This window comes from Nitrospira sp. Vd2, from assembly GCF_979581665.1.
In genome coordinates this window covers 124,160-138,427 of the sequence record NZ_CEFZSK010000038.1, presented here as the reverse complement: position 1 = coordinate 138,427, position 14,268 = coordinate 124,160, and the positions used below count along the sequence as shown (strand labels likewise).

Sequence of the window (14,268 nt, the reverse complement as noted above, 5' to 3'; positions counted from 1 at the left end):
ATGCTAAGCAATGGCCTTCGCCGTCGTCGTCATCGCCAGCTTGCCGTGCTTGACTCCCTTCAAGGCAATCAACGTATCGGCAATGTTCTTGATGGCCGACCCTTTCCCCCGCACGACGAGCACTTCCAAGCAATGGTCGTGGTCGAGATGCACGTGCATCGCCGAGAGTATCAAGTTGTGATGGTCGTGTTGAATTTCGGTCAACTTGTCGGTGAGGTCGCGGACGTGGTGGTTATAGACGATCGTCACGGTTCCCACCGTTTCCTGGTCCGTCTTCCACTCCTCGGCGATCAGCAAGTCCCGAATGAGATCACGGAGGGCTTCCGACCGACTCGTGTACTTGCGGGCAAACATCAATCGATCAAAATCATCGAGAAGATTTTGATCCATCGAAACGCCGAATCGTACAAGTTTTCGCATAGCGCTTCCGTGCTACGTCTTTAAAAATCGTGGCAAGCTAGCACAGGAACAACGCGATTGCAACCGCTGAACGGGTTCCTGGAAACAGTGCGTGCGACGAATGATTGAGGGGCCGAACCGAAGATATCGACGACTCGAATCGCGGGACCTTGGCAATTGTTATGCGGTCGGTGAAACCTGTAGCACTCTGTTCGGCAACGCTATTCCGTGGCACCAACGGCCCGCCGGTTCGGCTCTTTAGCGAAAATAAGCTCGGGGTCGAGGTACAATGGGCTTCGCCGCACCTCCGATGATGGATGAGCTAACCCGACAGGGCCGGACAACGAAGACGCGCGCTTTCCTCTTTGGATGAGTTCGACGAGACCGACCATTTACGTCGCACGCCTCTTGCCGCAGCCGGTGATGGCTGCCCTTCGCGAACGATTCGATGTTCAGGTACCGAAAACGATTGAGGAGCCCGACCGCGAGGACCTGCTGCGCGGGTTACGTGAAGCCGAAGGCGCGATCTGTACGCTGATGGAACGAATCGATGAAGACGCGCTGGCGCGCGCTTCGCGTCTTCGCATCGTCGCGAACTACGCGGTGGGTTTTAACAATATCGATCTCGAGGCAGCCCGACGCCACAACGTGATCATCACGAACACGCCGGACATCTTGACCGACACGACGGCCGACCTTGCCTGGGCGCTCCTTCTTGCCGTAGCCCGGCGGATCCCGGAAGGTCACCACTTGGTGCAGCGCGGCCAGTGGACCGGATGGGATGCCTGTCAGTTGTTGGGGTCCGAGATTTCCGGCAAGGCGTTGGGCGTGATCGGGATGGGACGGATCGGTCAGGCGGTGGCAAGACGCGCCGTGGGCTTCGGCATGCCCGTGCTCTATGTCTGCCGCCGAGACGGCTCGATTCCAGCACAACCTTCCTGGCGCCGCGTGTCGCTCGATGACGTCCTCACGCAAGCCGACTTTCTCACGCTCCATGTGCCATTGACGAACGAGACCCATCACTTGATCGGGCCCCGCGAACTGGCCCGTATGCGGCCGACGGCATTCCTCATCAACACGTCACGCGGGGCGGTCGTCGATGAAGAGGCGTTAGTGGAAGCGCTGCGCGAGGGGCGACTCGCCGGCGCCGGGTTGGACGTCTACGAACGCGAGCCGATCGTCCATCCCGGGCTACTCGGGCTTTCGAACGTTGTGACGCTCCCCCATCTCGGTTCGGCTACCCTTGGCACCCGCGTAAAGATGGGAATGCTGTGCCTGGAGAATCTCGCCGCAGTGATGGAAGGCCGCGATCCGCCGAACCGTGTTGCTTGAAGCAGTGCTGAGTGCTGAGCCTTGAGTGCTGAGTAGAGAAACTGGCGGACAGTGAAGTGATGGGTCAGGAGTGAACTACCGCTCCTCCTCGTCTGATAGTCAGGCACTCTGCACTCGTCACTCGGCACTCCTTACCGTCCGAGCTTCAAGTCCTCGGCCACTTCATGAATGAGATTCGTTTCGATCGTATCTTGCTTGCGCAGGTAGGCTTCGAGCAGCGCATTGTCGCAGATCGTATTGATCAGACGTGGGATCCCGCGGGAATAGTGGCAAATCAGGGGAAACGTCTCGGGTTTGAAGATCGGCTTTTCACTGCCTGCGATCCGCAGCCGATAATTGATATACGCCTCGGTCCCCGGCGAGTTGAGAGCGGTCAGTTCATACCGGACCGCAACACGCTGGTGCAGCGGCTTATCCAGCGCCAACACCTGATCCAGTTCGGGTAAACCGAAGAGCACGAAGGTGACGAGTTTTCTCCCATTGCTCTCGATATTGAGCAGGCCGCGAAAGTCTTCCATCAGCTCCTGGCTTCGAAGCATTTGTGCCTCGTCGATCAGGACGATCGCCTTCTTTCCCGATTCGGCCACTTCTTCCAGCCGCTTCGAGAGCTGCGTGAGGAGATCGGTCTTGCTTTCGGCCGGCGTTTTGATCTCCATTTGTAGCGCGATCTTTCGGAGCATCCATTCCGAGGTCACGGCGGCATGGAGGACGATCAGGAGGGCCGCCTCGTATTCACCGGTTTCCAGCTCTTCCAAAAACCGGGTCGCGAGCGTGGTCTTGCCGGTGCCGATATCGCCCACGACGAGCGCAAGCCCCTTCATGTTCTCAGCCGCATATTTCAGCCGCACCAGCGCTTCCGCATGCTGCTGCGACTTGAAGAAAAACCGGTTGTCGATGGTGATCGAGAATGGATTTTCTTTGAGATGGAAGAACTCGAGCAGGCTCATGAAGGACGACTACAACTACAAGTAAGAAATACGTCGCTTCTTTCGCTCCGCCGGGATGGATGGATTGCCGGTCGCTGCCCCCGTCGGCTCGCCTGCCGCCTCTCCGTCGTTGGGGTCCGACTTGCCGGGGACGCGAAGCCGTTCGAGCCGCACCGGGACATCGAGAAAAGTCGGAATGTCCAAGAACACATGCACCGCCTTCTCGACCGACCCCGCTGCCTCATACAGCAACCCTAATTCATATCGGACGCGAATCCCTCTTTCTTTATCGCACCGGGGATCGGCGAGGGCTTGCTCGAGGCATTCGACCGCGGGCTCCAGCAGCCCCTGCTCTTTGAGACTGGCCGCGAGCATGGTTGATGCATCGAGAAACGATTCTTTGCCGTTCACCGCAAACCGGAATTCCTCTACCGCTTCGGCGAGCATGCCCATGTTCTTGTACGCCATCCCAAGCTGATAGCGCACCTGGTAGTCGTGGTCGCTGATTGGCGGACTTGCTGCGGGCTCAGATGGGAGCACCGCTTCAACGGCGACGGCAGCGGGTGATTCCTGAACCGGCTGCTCGACCGCATCATTCGATTCAGTGGATGCGATCGGCTGAGCGATTTCGGCTGGTTCTCGGCTTTCGACTTGCTCGGATTCCGCGCTACCGACAGGAGGCGCTATGGCGGTCTCTGGAACCTCGGTGGTGGCAAGCGGTTGATCGGCCAAGCGAAGCAATGCCGGCGTGTCTCTCGTTTTTTCGCCTGTCGCTGGCTCCGGCAGTGCAGTGGCGGCGAGCTTCAACGTGGGCGGCTCAATTGGCGATGCCGCAAGTGGCTCTGCCACGTCGGCTTTGACGGGTTCGAGCCGCTCCTTCGGGGCCGGCTGCTCACGCTGCGGCTGCGATCGCTTGGCGAACGCGGCCGTCAGTTCCTCCAGGATCGGACTCGAGGAGTCCAACGCCTTCGCTTTCTGATACAGCTCTGTGTGCCGGTTCGGCGCCTCGGGATCCGGCTCCGCAATGAGCACCATCGCTGCCTTGCCGTACTGGAGCGCAGCGGTCGGTAAATCACCCTTGTGCTCGTAGGAGCTACCCAGCAGTTCGAGCAGCGCCACGCACGAGGGATCGGCCTTCAAGTATTCCGTGATCATCGATTCCGCCAAACCGTAGTCCTCGGCGCGGATGGCGGCTTCGGCCAGGAATTGGATCTCACTGAGCGCAATCGCAAGCTCGCCGCGCTTGAGGTGCAACATGGCAAGGAGCCGGCAGACTTCCGGGTCTCCAGGCTGCGCACTCAGGAGATCAGATAACAAACTCTCCGCCTGATCGTATTGGCCGGCATCGATCTGCTGTTGCGCCTGCTCCAGCGGCCCACCGGGCATCGGTTCGCGACCGGTGCTCGGTCCAATGGCCTCCTGGACGGCCGCTTTCGGGTCCTTGAGCAGTTTGGCTGCCTTGGCATTGTTCGGATCCAGTTTGAGGATCGCTTCACAGGCCTTCTTGGCGTGGTCCAGTTGGTCTTGCGCCGCCGCTTCCTTGGCAAGATGGAAATAGGCCTTGATCGCTTCGTCGCGCTGATTTTCTTGGAGACAGAGTTCGGCGAGCCGCTGACGTGCACTCAAATTGGCTGGGTCAAGATCGACGATCTTCCGGTAGACATTCAACGCATCCCTTATGCGGCCATCGCGCAAGAAGAGCTTGCTAAGCGTGAGGTAATCCGAGACGGCATTGTTCACCAAGCCGCGTTCGGCGTTGAGATCTCCTAACTGCTGATAGACGCTGTACCGGGCGGGATCGAGCTTGAGGATTTTCTTATAGACCGCGATGGCCTTCAGCGCGGAGCCGGCTGCATGAAACGCTGCGCCGGCTTGAAGATAGGCTTCGATCGCCTCATCGGTGGCATTCCGCTTGAGGTGGAGGTCTCCAATGTTATTGTGGATCGATCCGTCGTTGGGGGTATCGACAAGCAGCTTTTTCCATTCGGCGATCGCTTTGTCGAACTGACCTCGGGCAGCCAACTGGTTGGCAGTTTGAAGGATTTTTCCCTTATCCGCCTCCAAGCCTCACGCTCCTTGCTCCAAGCAACCTATCAATATGAGGCAAGCCTGTCAAGAATTATGGAAGAGGAGGGTCAGTTCGTTGCTGACACGATCAAATAAAACGGGTCCGCCGGCTGGCGGACCCTTTCGGTGTCGTTGGAATGGGACGGGTCTCTCAGTTGCCGCCACTCAAAGACATTTTCATCACATTGGCCGCCTGCGGGCCTTTGGCCCCTTGGACGATATCGAACTCGACGCTCTCCCCCTCTTTCAGCGACTTGAACCCATCACCTTGCAGGGCGGAATAGTGGACGAAGACGTCTTCGCCGCTTTCGAGCCGTATAAATCCGAATCCTTTGCGATCATTGAACCATTTCACGGTACCCTTGCTCCTCACACGATCCTCCTTTCCCGAATCGCCCGACGACACAGTCCCGGGCCTTCTCACCAATAAAAAAGCCGCAGCAGCACTACCTGCGGCCACGACATCACTAAACAGTACCTCATGAGAATAGCCCGAAAATGGCAGAAGTCTCTAACATTAATCACGTACCCTGTCAAGCAATACTTTAATGAACGAGAGGCGCCGATAGGCCATCTCTGACCCCGTGCGTGTTTTACACAGGCCGATCAATCGGTTATAGTCCTCGCCGTAGCCACCCGGTCGCCTCATTGAATAAGATCCTCGACCGTTACATCTTTGCGGAACTGCTCCCCCCGTTCCTGATCAGTGTCGGCGCATTGTGCTTCGTCATGTTGACGAAGGAACTGCTCCGGTTGGTCGAACTCTTCGTGTCAAAAGGGGTGGGCTTCGGCGCGGTCGTCAAAGTCTTTTTGCACCTGCTGCCTTCGTTTCTCGTCCTGACGCTCCCGATTGCCGGCATCATCGCCTCGATCACGGCATTCAGTCGTCTGTCGTTTGACAAGGAACTCGTCGCAATGCGGGCGGCTGGACTGAGTTTGCTGCGATTGTCCTGGCCGGTCCTGATCTTCTCGTGTCTCGTCTTCGCGCTGACGTTGACGCTGTCGCAATGGGGCCAACCATGGACGAGCGTCTCTTTAAAGAAATTGGCCTTGAGCCTGCTCCGTGACCAATTGACCCTGGCCATGGACAAGGGGGTGTTCAACGAGCCCATTCCCCGGATGGTGATCTATGTGGCGGATACCGACCAGGCACAGGGCGGGCACATCTTCATTTCAGATGAGCGAAACCCCGGCGAGGCGAGAATTATCGTCGCGAAAGAGTACCGGGTCCTGAACGATCCGGCGAGGGGCCAACTCGGCATTCGGTTATTGAACGGGACCGTGCACAGCCGACCCCACGATATCGATCAATATCAGCAGATTCTCTTCTCGAGCTACGACCTCAAGCTGACGATCGATCAGAGCCTCTACGCCGCGGCCGAAGAGCGGCCGTCACGCGAGGCAATCTTGGCACAATTGGAGCGGACGAACTGGCAGGATACCGGTGCCCTCCGGCGGTTGATGGAATCGTACAAAGACCTGGCTTTCCCAACCGCGGCACTCATCTTCGGCATGCTGGGCATCCCAGTCGGGATCGTCTCGAAGCGGTCCGGGCGCATTGGCGGATTCACGGCCGGCGTCATGATCATCATCGTCTACTATGTCCTGAACGTCTTTGGGGAGTTCCTCGTCACCACCCTGATCTTGCCGCCCTTCGCCGGGGCCTGGGGCCCCAACGTCGTGTTCTTCATCGCCGGCCTGGTCCTGTTTTACCGTGTGAGTCGCCGCTGATGACCATCCTGTTTCGCTACATGGTCCGCGAGTATTTCAAGGTCTTTGCGATGTGTTTCGCAGGCCTCATGACGGTCTACCTCGTCGTCGACTTCTTCGAGAAGGTGAGGCGCTTCATCCGGTTCGACGCGGAAGTCGCCCACATCCTCCTGTACTTCCTCCTCCGTACGCCGGCCATCGCGTTTCAGATCGCCCCCTTGGCCGTGCTCATGGCGACCTTGTTGACGCTCGGATTGCTGTCCCGCAATCACGAGATCACGGCGATGCGGAGTTGCGGCATCAGTCTCGCCCGCACGGCCCTGCCGTTTCTGATCTGCTCCTCGATGATCGCGCTGGCTCTCTTCGTCTTGAACGCCGCTGTCGTCCCTGTCACGAATGCCCGCGCGGAGTACGTCAAGACCTCGTTGATCGAAAAGAAGAGCCCGTTGGCGGTGCTCAAGAGTGTGCGGCCGTGGGTCCAGCTGGAACATCAGACGCTGATGAACATCGAATTGATGGACCCCGACGGACTGACCCTCAAAGGAATTCGCCTCTATCGCTTGGGCCCTGATTTCCGACTCCTCGAAATCACCGAGGCACAGGAGGCTCGGTACACCGTCCAAGGTTGGTTTCTGGTTGATGGTTTGACGCGCCGACTGGCGCCCAGTGGGAGCGTCGAGACTGAAACCTTCGCGTCCCGCCCCATCGCGCTCTCCCATACGCCCCAGGATTTTCGGAGCGGCCTCTCGGTCGAATCGGAAGAACTGACGCTTCGTGCGCTCAAGGCGCGGATCGATCGCTTGCGCCAAGACGGCTATCAAGTCACCCGCCTGCTCACGGAATACCACGGCCGCATCGCCTTCCCCTTCGTCAGTGTCGTGATGGCGATCGTCGGCATCGCCTTGAGTCTGCGTCGCTCCGGGACGCGGGGCGGCGGGATGGCGATCGGAATTGGCCAAGCCTTGGTGATCGGCTTTCTCTACTGGACCACCTATTCCATCGCCATCGCCCTCGGTCGAAGCGGGGTGATGGCGCCGATTCTCGCCGGATGGGTCGCCAATCTGCTGTTTCTGTCGTACGGCTGGTATCTGTATCTCAACCTCAATCATTGACGAGTTGAAGTGCGAAGTTCTGCGAACGCCATGTCGCGATTGCATTCGGGTTCATCACCTCTCAAGTTGACTGTATGAAATCCTTGGAGTAAAAGAAGTTGCCGGCTGTGCGATCTCTTCTTGCGCCAGTATGAATCAACGCGTCGTCGTCACGGGCTTGGGTATCGTCTCGCCGATCGGTATCGGCGTCGAGCAGTTTTGGAAAGCGGCGCTTGAGGGACGATCCGGAATCTCGGCCATCCCCTCGTTCGCCCATTTTCCAATGGAAGCCTACCGGTCGCGCGTGGCCGGGCAAGTCAGTGATTTCAATCCGGCGCGGTTTCTCGACTATCCGCAGGCCGAGCGGGTGGATCGGTACGCCCAGTTTGCCTTGGTCGCCTCGAAAGAGGCCGTTCTCGACGCGGCCCTTCGGATCGATCGGGAGCATTCCCATCGGATCGGGGTCTTTGTCGGCGCCGGGATGGGCGGAATGGTGATGGGGGAGCGTGAGATCACGCAGCTCTATGAACATGAGCGACCCAACCGCGTGCATCCGAACTTCATCCCCACCATCACGCTGAATTCGGCATCCGGCATTGTGGCAATGGCACACGGCGCGAAAGGGCCGAATTTGACGATTTCGACGGCGTGCTCCTCGAGCGCACACGCGATCGGGCAAGCGCTTCATTGCATCCGGGCGGGCCGCGCGGACGTCATGATTGTGGTCGGCGCCGACGCGAGCATCACGCCGCTGGTCTTCGCCGGGTTTTGCTCGCTCCGTGCCTTGTCTACGAGCTACAACGACGCTCCCGAACGAGCTTCCCGTCCATTCGAACGCGGCCGGGACGGGTTCGTGATGGGGGAAGGCGCCGGCGCGCTCATACTCGAATCCGCAACCCATGCCCGGAAGCGCAAGGCAAGGATTTACGCGGAAGTGGCCGGCTACGCCGCGACCAGCGAGGCGCACCACATGGTGATTCCCCGTGAAGACGGCGAGGAGATCGCGACGACCATGCGGCTGGCTCTCAAGGACGCCGAGATGACGCCGGCGCAAATCGATTACATCAACGCCCACGCGACGTCAACGCCGATCGGCGACACCGTGGAAGTGCGGGCGCTCCGACAAGTCTTCAAAAGCCGCGCGGACCGCCTGGCGGTCAATGCCACCAAGTCGATGATCGGCCATACACTCGGCGCGGCGGGAGCGACGGGCGGAGTCGTCTGCGCCCTGACGATCCAGAGCGGGCAGATTCATCCAACCGTGAATTACGATGATCCCGATCCCGCCTGCGCCCTAGCCGGCATTTCACGCGACGGACAGCAACGCCAGGTCAGAGGCGCGCTGTTGAATGCGTTCGGGTTCGGCAGTAACAACGCCGCGGTGGTCTTCAAGCGTTTCGCATGACCGCACAGAGATAAAGGGACGTGTTATGACGAAAGCGTCAGTCGCCGATCGCATCCAAGCCGCCTTAGCCGAGTATCTAAAGCGCGACTCGAAAACCATCACGCCGGCGCATTCGCTCCGCGATGACCTGGGGTTGGATTCGATGGCCACGATCGAGTTGCTCTTTCGGATCGAGGAAGTCTTCGATCTGCAGATTCCTGATCAAGACCTTCAAAAACTCTCTACGGTCGGCGACGTGATTGCCTATGTGGAGAGCCGCCTCCAGAAAATGTCAGGCCAAACCTCCCGGGCCGGCGCTCCTACCGCAAAGAAAGCTGCCAGCCAGAAAAAGGCGCGTTGAAGCTGCATGCCGCCTGCTCGACTCCGCCACGCGATTTCCCTTGAAGAGATCAGTCGAGATGTCGAGGGACGGTTGGCCGGCTCTCCCTCGGTGATGATCACCGGCATCTCAAGCTTGGCAGAAGCCGGACCCGGCGATTTGGGCTACGTCACCTCCGATCGATTCATCAAGGCGGCATGCGAGTCGAAAGCCGCGGCGTTCATCGTCGCGCGGGAGATCCCTGAACTCAGCCGGCCGCAAATTATCGTTTCGAACCCCGGTTATGCGTTTGCCCGATTGGCGCAACGGTGGTTTGCACCGACGCCCGATCGCCGTGGGGTGTCGGACCAAATCCATCGAGGCAAAGAGGTGACGATCGGTCCCGATGCCTCGATTTGGCCTTTCGTCACTTTGGGAGACCGAGCGCGTGTGGGAGCACGTACCACCTTGTATCCGGGGGTCTTCCTCGGAGCGGATGTGACGGTCGGTGACGACTGTATCCTGTACCCGAACGTCACTGTGGCGGATGGTTGCCGGATCGGATCCCGAGTCATCATTCATAGCGGCACGGTCATTGGCAGCGACGGGTTCGGGTACGTCCAGCACGAAGGCCGGCATCACAAGATCCCTCAGCTCGGGATCGTGTGTATAGAAGACGATGTGGAGCTAGGAGCGAATGTGACCGTTGATCGCGCCACCTTCGGCGAGACACGTATCCGGCGGGGAACGAAAATCGACAACCTCGTTCAGGTTGCACATAACGTCTCGATTGGCGAGGACACGATCCTGGTCGCCCAGGTCGGCATCGCGGGCAGCACAACGATCGGCCATCACGTCATGGTCGGGGGCCAGGCGGGAATCGCCGACCATCTTACGATCGGTGATCAAGTGATGATCGCTGCCCGAACCGGCGTGAACCGAAGTCTTTCGGGTCGGCAGATCGTCTCCGGCGCGCCCGTCATGCCGCATGATGTCGCCGTTCGCGCCCATGCAGTCATCCCTCGGCTTCCAGATCTTCGTCGACAGGTGCAACAGCTTGAACAACGGGTACGCGCACTGGAAGGCGCGCCAGTCGAACGGGCGCCGGCGTCGACGAAGCGCAGTAAAAAACGTTAATCCGACCTGCCTACCGTCCCCCCTCGAGGAGCACGCTCCGCCAGAAATACACCTTTGCCCAGAAGAAGCCCATCCACGGAATGAGAAAGGCGGCCACGTAGTAAGTATGGCCGAGCATCGAGCTGATGGCCGAGAGACCGAACAGGAGTGCCGCTCCGGCCGCGTAACCAAACGGCACAATCGACCGCCCGGCATGGTCGATCCTAGGCACCGGCGGCTCCTTCCGGCTGCGCTTCCTGGGATCCTTCGCAAACAGTCTCAGTCGCGCGGCGAAGTGGCCCGGAAACCGATCGAGAAGATAGTGGTGATACCGCGTCTGCAGCCATCCGATCAGAACGCCGGCCAGCAACAGCCCGATGCTCTCGAGAAATGTTTCCCCGCCGTAGCCGAGCGAAAAAAATTGATAGACCATGGCGGCCAGGCCCGACACCATGAAGATGAGCCCAAGAATGCTCGACGGCAAGAGAATATGCCGACGGATGTACTCGCGCGCCTGATGTTGCTCATCCTGCGCACGATGGGCCGTAATGATCTTGGGCATGATGACCGGCGGCTTGAAGTAGGTTCGGCGAAGTGCGGCCCGGATTATAGCAAGAGCCTTTAGTCAAATGAATCTGATGAATCACGGAGCACGAGAGGGATCTGAGGAGAGGACGCTGTAGCGAGAAGGCCTAATTCTCGCCGAGAATCTGCTGAATCGAGGAGCGCTCCATTTTGCCCAGTTCGACCCATTGCTGAGCGGAGGCGAGGACGGTTTGCAGTCGCTGTTCCACCGCTTGGATGCGCTGCACCGGAATTTCTACTGATTGTTCGGACAATATCGCCAAAAACGTTTGCAGACCATGGAAGAACAACATCACGCTCTTGGCGTCGGCTGTACGCGCGGCGTCGTGCACCGAGTGCACCTCTTGCTGTAATTTTTCGAACCGGCCATTCAAGACGGCGTGGTTCCCCTCTGCCGCTTTCAAATCACTGAAGCCGGCGCAAATTGCAGGTACCCGGCGGCCGACCTCTTCAAGAAATTGCTCGTCCAGCGCTTCCAGTTCTTGCATGATCTGCTTGACCGTCGGCCCGTCAATGTGCCGCCATCCGCGCTCCCCATAGTCCTTTTTCGCCTTTCGAATCACCGCCTCAACCATATGCCGCGTTTGATCGGGAGACCCCACACCGTGGCGTTGGCACTCGGTTAACCGGTCCATGATGGACGTCGACGGCGGGGGCGGAGGCGGGGGTGCAACAACGGCCGGCGTGGCTGCCATTTCCGGTTTCGCTGTCTCCGGCTTCGAGGCCTCTTGACGTGCGGCATCGATTTGCCTGAGCAACCCCTCGAGGTTGCCGATCTTTCCGGTCTTCGTGTCATTGAGACTCTGTACCGTCGCAATGATCGTGTTGAGGCCTTGCCGCAGGACGGCGAGCAGATCGGCGGAGACATTCTCCGATCGATCGCGGAGGGACTGCAGCAAAGGGAGTAGGGCAAACGCAAGCTTCTCCAGGTCTCGAAGCTCAACGGTGGCGGCGGAACCGCCCAGGTTCGTAATCCCGCAGGAAATCGTATCGTAGAGCTTGGTCTTTCGATCGGAGGCGGGATGATGTTCCAGCTCGAGCAGGGCGGTGTTGCTTTGGCTGATCCACTCTTGCGCTTCGAGGACGAAGAGTCCTAAAACTTCATCGAGGAACGCGTCTTCGTCGATCGAGCTGACCATGGTGCCTACTCGTGAATCGCCTCAGCACTGGAGATATGATCAATAAGGGGACGAACCTCCGTTCGATGAACCGGCAAGGTGGCCGATCTTTGTGAGCACAGCCGTCAATTCCTCGACTCGCGAGCGTGCTTCATGCAGGGCTTGTTCCATCTCATGGCAGCGCTTCTTCAGTTCTTCCGCTCGCGCCTGTTCCTCGGCAACGGACGCTTCCAAGGCTTTGACTTTCTCGCTCGCCTCTCCATGCTGGAGCACTTCATTGGCCAATTCGGCAAGACGCTGCTGTTGCTCGGCCAACAATGCCTGAAGATCCGCGACAGTTGCATGCGGGGCGCCCGACATCTGCTCATCATTTCCAAGACCCGTTTGGCGCAGGTCAGCAACCGTCCGCTCCAATTCCTCATTTCGACGTTCCAATATTTCGACCTTGCTGGCGCGCGTCGCCAATACCTCCATCTGCCGATGAGATTCGGCCAACGCCGCTTCCAACTCGGCCACGCGGCCCGCGCTGCGCCCGTTCGACTCTTCCACGACTCGAGCGGAGCGGGCGCGTTCTTCTTCCAATAGGACCTCCAGCTCCTTGATCCGTGCCGATGCTTCCCGGAACGATTGAAGCTGTTCCTCGGTGATTCGGTACGCTTTTGGCGCCGACGCAGCCTCTGGGACCGATACAGGGGCGCTTGGGGTAACGGCTGCCGGTGCTGTCTCGGGAGCCGGCACGGAAGCGGCTTCGGCCTCCGGCTCCGATCGCTTCGCCAGGAGCTCCCGCACCCGCTCCTGTAACGAGGTGCCTTGAAACGGCTTCTTCAGGACGCCATTGGCCCGGCACGACTCGGCCTGCCGATTGACCTCATCGTTGACGATGCCACTGATCAACAGGACGGGCGTGTTCGCGAGCGGCTCGTGGGATCGCACGAAACGGCAAACGTCGTAGCCGCTCTTATCCGGCATGATGACGTCACTGATGACGAAGTCCGGGTGTTCTGTGGAGAGATATGCCATTGCCTCTTCGCCGCTCGCCGCAAGGGCTACCTCCATGCCGGCTTCTGTCAGCAGCCGCTCGGCGACCTTTCTTACTGTAATACTGTCATCCGCGACCAGGATTTTTGGCATAACCGCCTCCACTCTCTCGCGCAGAGTTCATCGCGACAAGCCCTAGATGGGCGAGCGAATATATTGGGATTTCCTCCACTCCTATCCGGCACGTCCCTTTCACGTCGGAATCTTTCCATGTGATCGGCCGAATACTGCTTTCCTCGACCATATGGAGGGCCGGGATATCACCATCGATGCAGACGGCAAGGGGGCCATCATGTCGTTTCGCGATCAAGCACAAGGGCGCCTCTCCTCTAACCTGAACATTCAACCGGCCGGCCAAGTCGAACACCGGCAAGATCTCCTCCCCTCGTCGTAACACCGCCGTAATGAATGGTGTTGCGCTCGGGACGTTTTCCGCCCGTTGCCACGGCCACACGCCCCCGACTTCCTCGGCACGTGCGGCAATCCGTCGTCCCCCCACCGAAAAAAGGAGTAGCATGACGGCCTTCGCAGCCTTTCCCGCGACGCGAGCACGTTTAGATTTCAGCCCACGGAGCGTCGTCGCCATCACCGGCTTCCTCCAACTCGATCGACTGCCAGGCGTCACCGGTCGAGAACGTTTTCTTTTGCATCCCGGCATATGGTGACGAGACCTCGGACAAAGAGTTGGTTGCGAACTGCGTCATGCCTCCCACCGTGGCTCCTTTTGCCAACAACGACCCCATGTTGACGACGACGGCCACGGTGTCGTCGAAGAGGCAGACACCACGGAACCATTGGCGCTCCGGCCCAATGAAATGGGCAGGCAACGGTTGGATGTCTTGAACTCGTACGTCTCGGAGCCCAAGCACTTGATCAACACGAAACGCCCCATGTCTCCCCTGCTCGCCCTGGCAAATCAAAAGACGGGAATCGGGTGACAAGTAGGAACCAGGGAGGCCGAAGTGCTCCGCTAAGTGAGACGGCGGTTGCGTAATGCCAAACGCCGCCAACACGCGGTCCACGTCTCCGTCTTCGGAACCGACGACGCTGCGTACCGCATCGGTGGCAATCGCAAAATGCGTGGCTTCACACATCACAATAAGAAATTCCTCCGTCCTTGCCTCAAGCGTCGCGCCCTGCCGTCGCCCTCGTAGGCTCATGCGCGTCTCATCTGATGCCAAGA

At 59.2% G+C, this 14,268-nt stretch carries 15 protein-coding genes; 6 read left to right on the top strand and 9 right to left on the bottom strand.

The window, feature by feature from the left end:
• Window positions 1-3: 3 nt before the first annotated feature.
• A complete protein-coding gene (gene nikR, locus AC1U7K_RS15290; RefSeq protein ID WP_480252400.1) occupies window positions 4-420 on the bottom strand; it encodes a nickel-responsive transcriptional regulator NikR in 417 nt (138 codons plus the stop codon).
• A 348-nt stretch (window positions 421-768) separates the two neighbouring features.
• Between nikR and AC1U7K_RS15285 the strand changes: the two genes are divergently transcribed.
• Complete coding sequence (locus AC1U7K_RS15285) at window positions 769-1,731, top strand: 2-hydroxyacid dehydrogenase (protein WP_480252399.1); 963 nt, start codon at window positions 769-771, stop codon at window positions 1,729-1,731.
• Between the two features lie 131 nt (window positions 1,732-1,862).
• Here AC1U7K_RS15285 and AC1U7K_RS15280 read toward each other — a convergent pair whose 3' ends face one another.
• The 3 genes from AC1U7K_RS15280 to AC1U7K_RS15270 form a co-directional block, all read right to left on the bottom strand.
• Window positions 1,863-2,678 (bottom strand): ExeA family protein, encoded by an 816-nt coding sequence (locus AC1U7K_RS15280; protein WP_480252398.1) that lies wholly within the window; start codon window positions 2,676-2,678, stop codon window positions 1,863-1,865.
• A gap of 15 nt (window positions 2,679-2,693) precedes the next feature.
• Complete coding sequence (locus tag AC1U7K_RS15275; RefSeq protein ID WP_480252397.1) at window positions 2,694-4,721, bottom strand: tetratricopeptide repeat protein; 2,028 nt, start codon at window positions 4,719-4,721, stop codon at window positions 2,694-2,696.
• Between the two features lie 154 nt (window positions 4,722-4,875).
• Entirely contained in the window at window positions 4,876-5,097 is a 222-nt protein-coding gene (locus tag AC1U7K_RS15270) for a cold shock domain-containing protein (protein WP_480252395.1), read from the bottom strand.
• 275 nt (window positions 5,098-5,372) lie between these two features.
• Here AC1U7K_RS15270 and AC1U7K_RS15265 point away from each other — a divergent pair, with 275 nt between their 5' ends.
• The 5 genes from AC1U7K_RS15265 (at window position 5,373) to lpxD (ending at window position 10,365) form a co-directional block, all read left to right on the top strand.
• On the top strand, window positions 5,373-6,455 hold the full coding sequence (locus AC1U7K_RS15265; protein WP_480252394.1) for an LptF/LptG family permease: 1,083 nt from the start codon (window positions 5,373-5,375) through the stop codon (window positions 6,453-6,455).
• On the top strand, window positions 6,455-7,546 hold the full coding sequence (gene lptG / locus AC1U7K_RS15260; RefSeq protein ID WP_480252393.1) for an LPS export ABC transporter permease LptG: 1,092 nt from the start codon (window positions 6,455-6,457) through the stop codon (window positions 7,544-7,546). Before AC1U7K_RS15265 ends, lptG begins: the two co-directional genes overlap by 1 nt.
• A gap of 130 nt (window positions 7,547-7,676) precedes the next feature.
• On the top strand, window positions 7,677-8,930 hold the full coding sequence (gene fabF, locus AC1U7K_RS15255; protein ID WP_480252392.1) for a beta-ketoacyl-ACP synthase II: 1,254 nt from the start codon (window positions 7,677-7,679) through the stop codon (window positions 8,928-8,930).
• 25 nt (window positions 8,931-8,955) lie between these two features.
• Window positions 8,956-9,270, top strand: a complete 315-nt coding sequence (gene acpP / locus AC1U7K_RS15250) for an acyl carrier protein (RefSeq protein ID WP_480252391.1) — start codon at window positions 8,956-8,958, stop codon at window positions 9,268-9,270.
• A 6-nt stretch (window positions 9,271-9,276) separates the two neighbouring features.
• Window positions 9,277-10,365, top strand: coding sequence for a UDP-3-O-(3-hydroxymyristoyl)glucosamine N-acyltransferase (gene lpxD, locus AC1U7K_RS15245; RefSeq protein ID WP_480252389.1), 1,089 nt, complete (start codon window positions 9,277-9,279; stop codon window positions 10,363-10,365).
• A 10-nt stretch (window positions 10,366-10,375) separates the two neighbouring features.
• On the opposite strand, the gene AC1U7K_RS15240 is transcribed toward lpxD, so the two are convergent.
• The 5 genes from AC1U7K_RS15240 to AC1U7K_RS15220 form a co-directional block, all read right to left on the bottom strand.
• Complete coding sequence (locus tag AC1U7K_RS15240; RefSeq protein ID WP_480252388.1) at window positions 10,376-10,906, bottom strand: hypothetical protein; 531 nt, start codon at window positions 10,904-10,906, stop codon at window positions 10,376-10,378.
• Between the two features lie 130 nt (window positions 10,907-11,036).
• On the bottom strand, window positions 11,037-12,068 hold the full coding sequence (locus AC1U7K_RS15235; protein ID WP_480252386.1) for a hypothetical protein: 1,032 nt from the start codon (window positions 12,066-12,068) through the stop codon (window positions 11,037-11,039).
• A gap of 39 nt (window positions 12,069-12,107) precedes the next feature.
• Window positions 12,108-13,178: a response regulator gene (locus AC1U7K_RS15230; RefSeq protein WP_480252384.1), complete on the bottom strand. Its 1,071-nt coding sequence runs from the start codon at window positions 13,176-13,178 to the stop codon at window positions 12,108-12,110.
• Window positions 13,153-13,602, bottom strand: coding sequence for a chemotaxis protein CheW (locus tag AC1U7K_RS15225; protein WP_480252474.1), 450 nt, complete (start codon window positions 13,600-13,602; stop codon window positions 13,153-13,155). Before AC1U7K_RS15225 ends, AC1U7K_RS15230 begins: the two co-directional genes overlap by 26 nt.
• A gap of 37 nt (window positions 13,603-13,639) precedes the next feature.
• Window positions 13,640-14,245 carry a chemotaxis protein CheW gene (locus tag AC1U7K_RS15220; RefSeq protein ID WP_480252383.1) on the bottom strand — a complete coding sequence of 202 codons (606 nt, stop codon included), beginning with the start codon at window positions 14,243-14,245 and terminating at the stop codon, window positions 13,640-13,642.
• Window positions 14,246-14,268: the final 23 nt, after the last annotated feature.

Coding starts and splice junctions, on each gene's coding strand:
- nikR (WP_480252400.1), bottom strand. CDS start 420: ATGCGAAAACTTGTACGATTCGGCGTTTCGATGGATCAAAATCTTCTC.
- AC1U7K_RS15235 (WP_480252386.1), bottom strand. CDS start 12,068: ATGGTCAGCTCGATCGACGAAGACGCGTTCCTCGATGAAGTTTTAGGA.
- AC1U7K_RS15285 (WP_480252399.1), top strand. CDS start 769: ATGAGTTCGACGAGACCGACCATTTACGTCGCACGCCTCTTGCCGCAG.
- AC1U7K_RS15240 (WP_480252388.1), bottom strand. CDS start 10,906: ATGCCCAAGATCATTACGGCCCATCGTGCGCAGGATGAGCAACATCAG.
- AC1U7K_RS15280 (WP_480252398.1), bottom strand. CDS start 2,678: ATGAGCCTGCTCGAGTTCTTCCATCTCAAAGAAAATCCATTCTCGATC.
- fabF (WP_480252392.1), top strand. CDS start 7,677: ATGAATCAACGCGTCGTCGTCACGGGCTTGGGTATCGTCTCGCCGATC.
- AC1U7K_RS15220 (WP_480252383.1), bottom strand. CDS start 14,245: ATGAGCCTACGAGGGCGACGGCAGGGCGCGACGCTTGAGGCAAGGACG.
- AC1U7K_RS15225 (WP_480252474.1), bottom strand. CDS start 13,602: ATGCTACTCCTTTTTTCGGTGGGGGGACGACGGATTGCCGCACGTGCC.
- lpxD (WP_480252389.1), top strand. CDS start 9,277: ATGCCGCCTGCTCGACTCCGCCACGCGATTTCCCTTGAAGAGATCAGT.
- AC1U7K_RS15230 (WP_480252384.1), bottom strand. CDS start 13,178: ATGCCAAAAATCCTGGTCGCGGATGACAGTATTACAGTAAGAAAGGTC.
- acpP (WP_480252391.1), top strand. CDS start 8,956: ATGACGAAAGCGTCAGTCGCCGATCGCATCCAAGCCGCCTTAGCCGAG.
- lptG (WP_480252393.1), top strand. CDS start 6,455: ATGACCATCCTGTTTCGCTACATGGTCCGCGAGTATTTCAAGGTCTTT.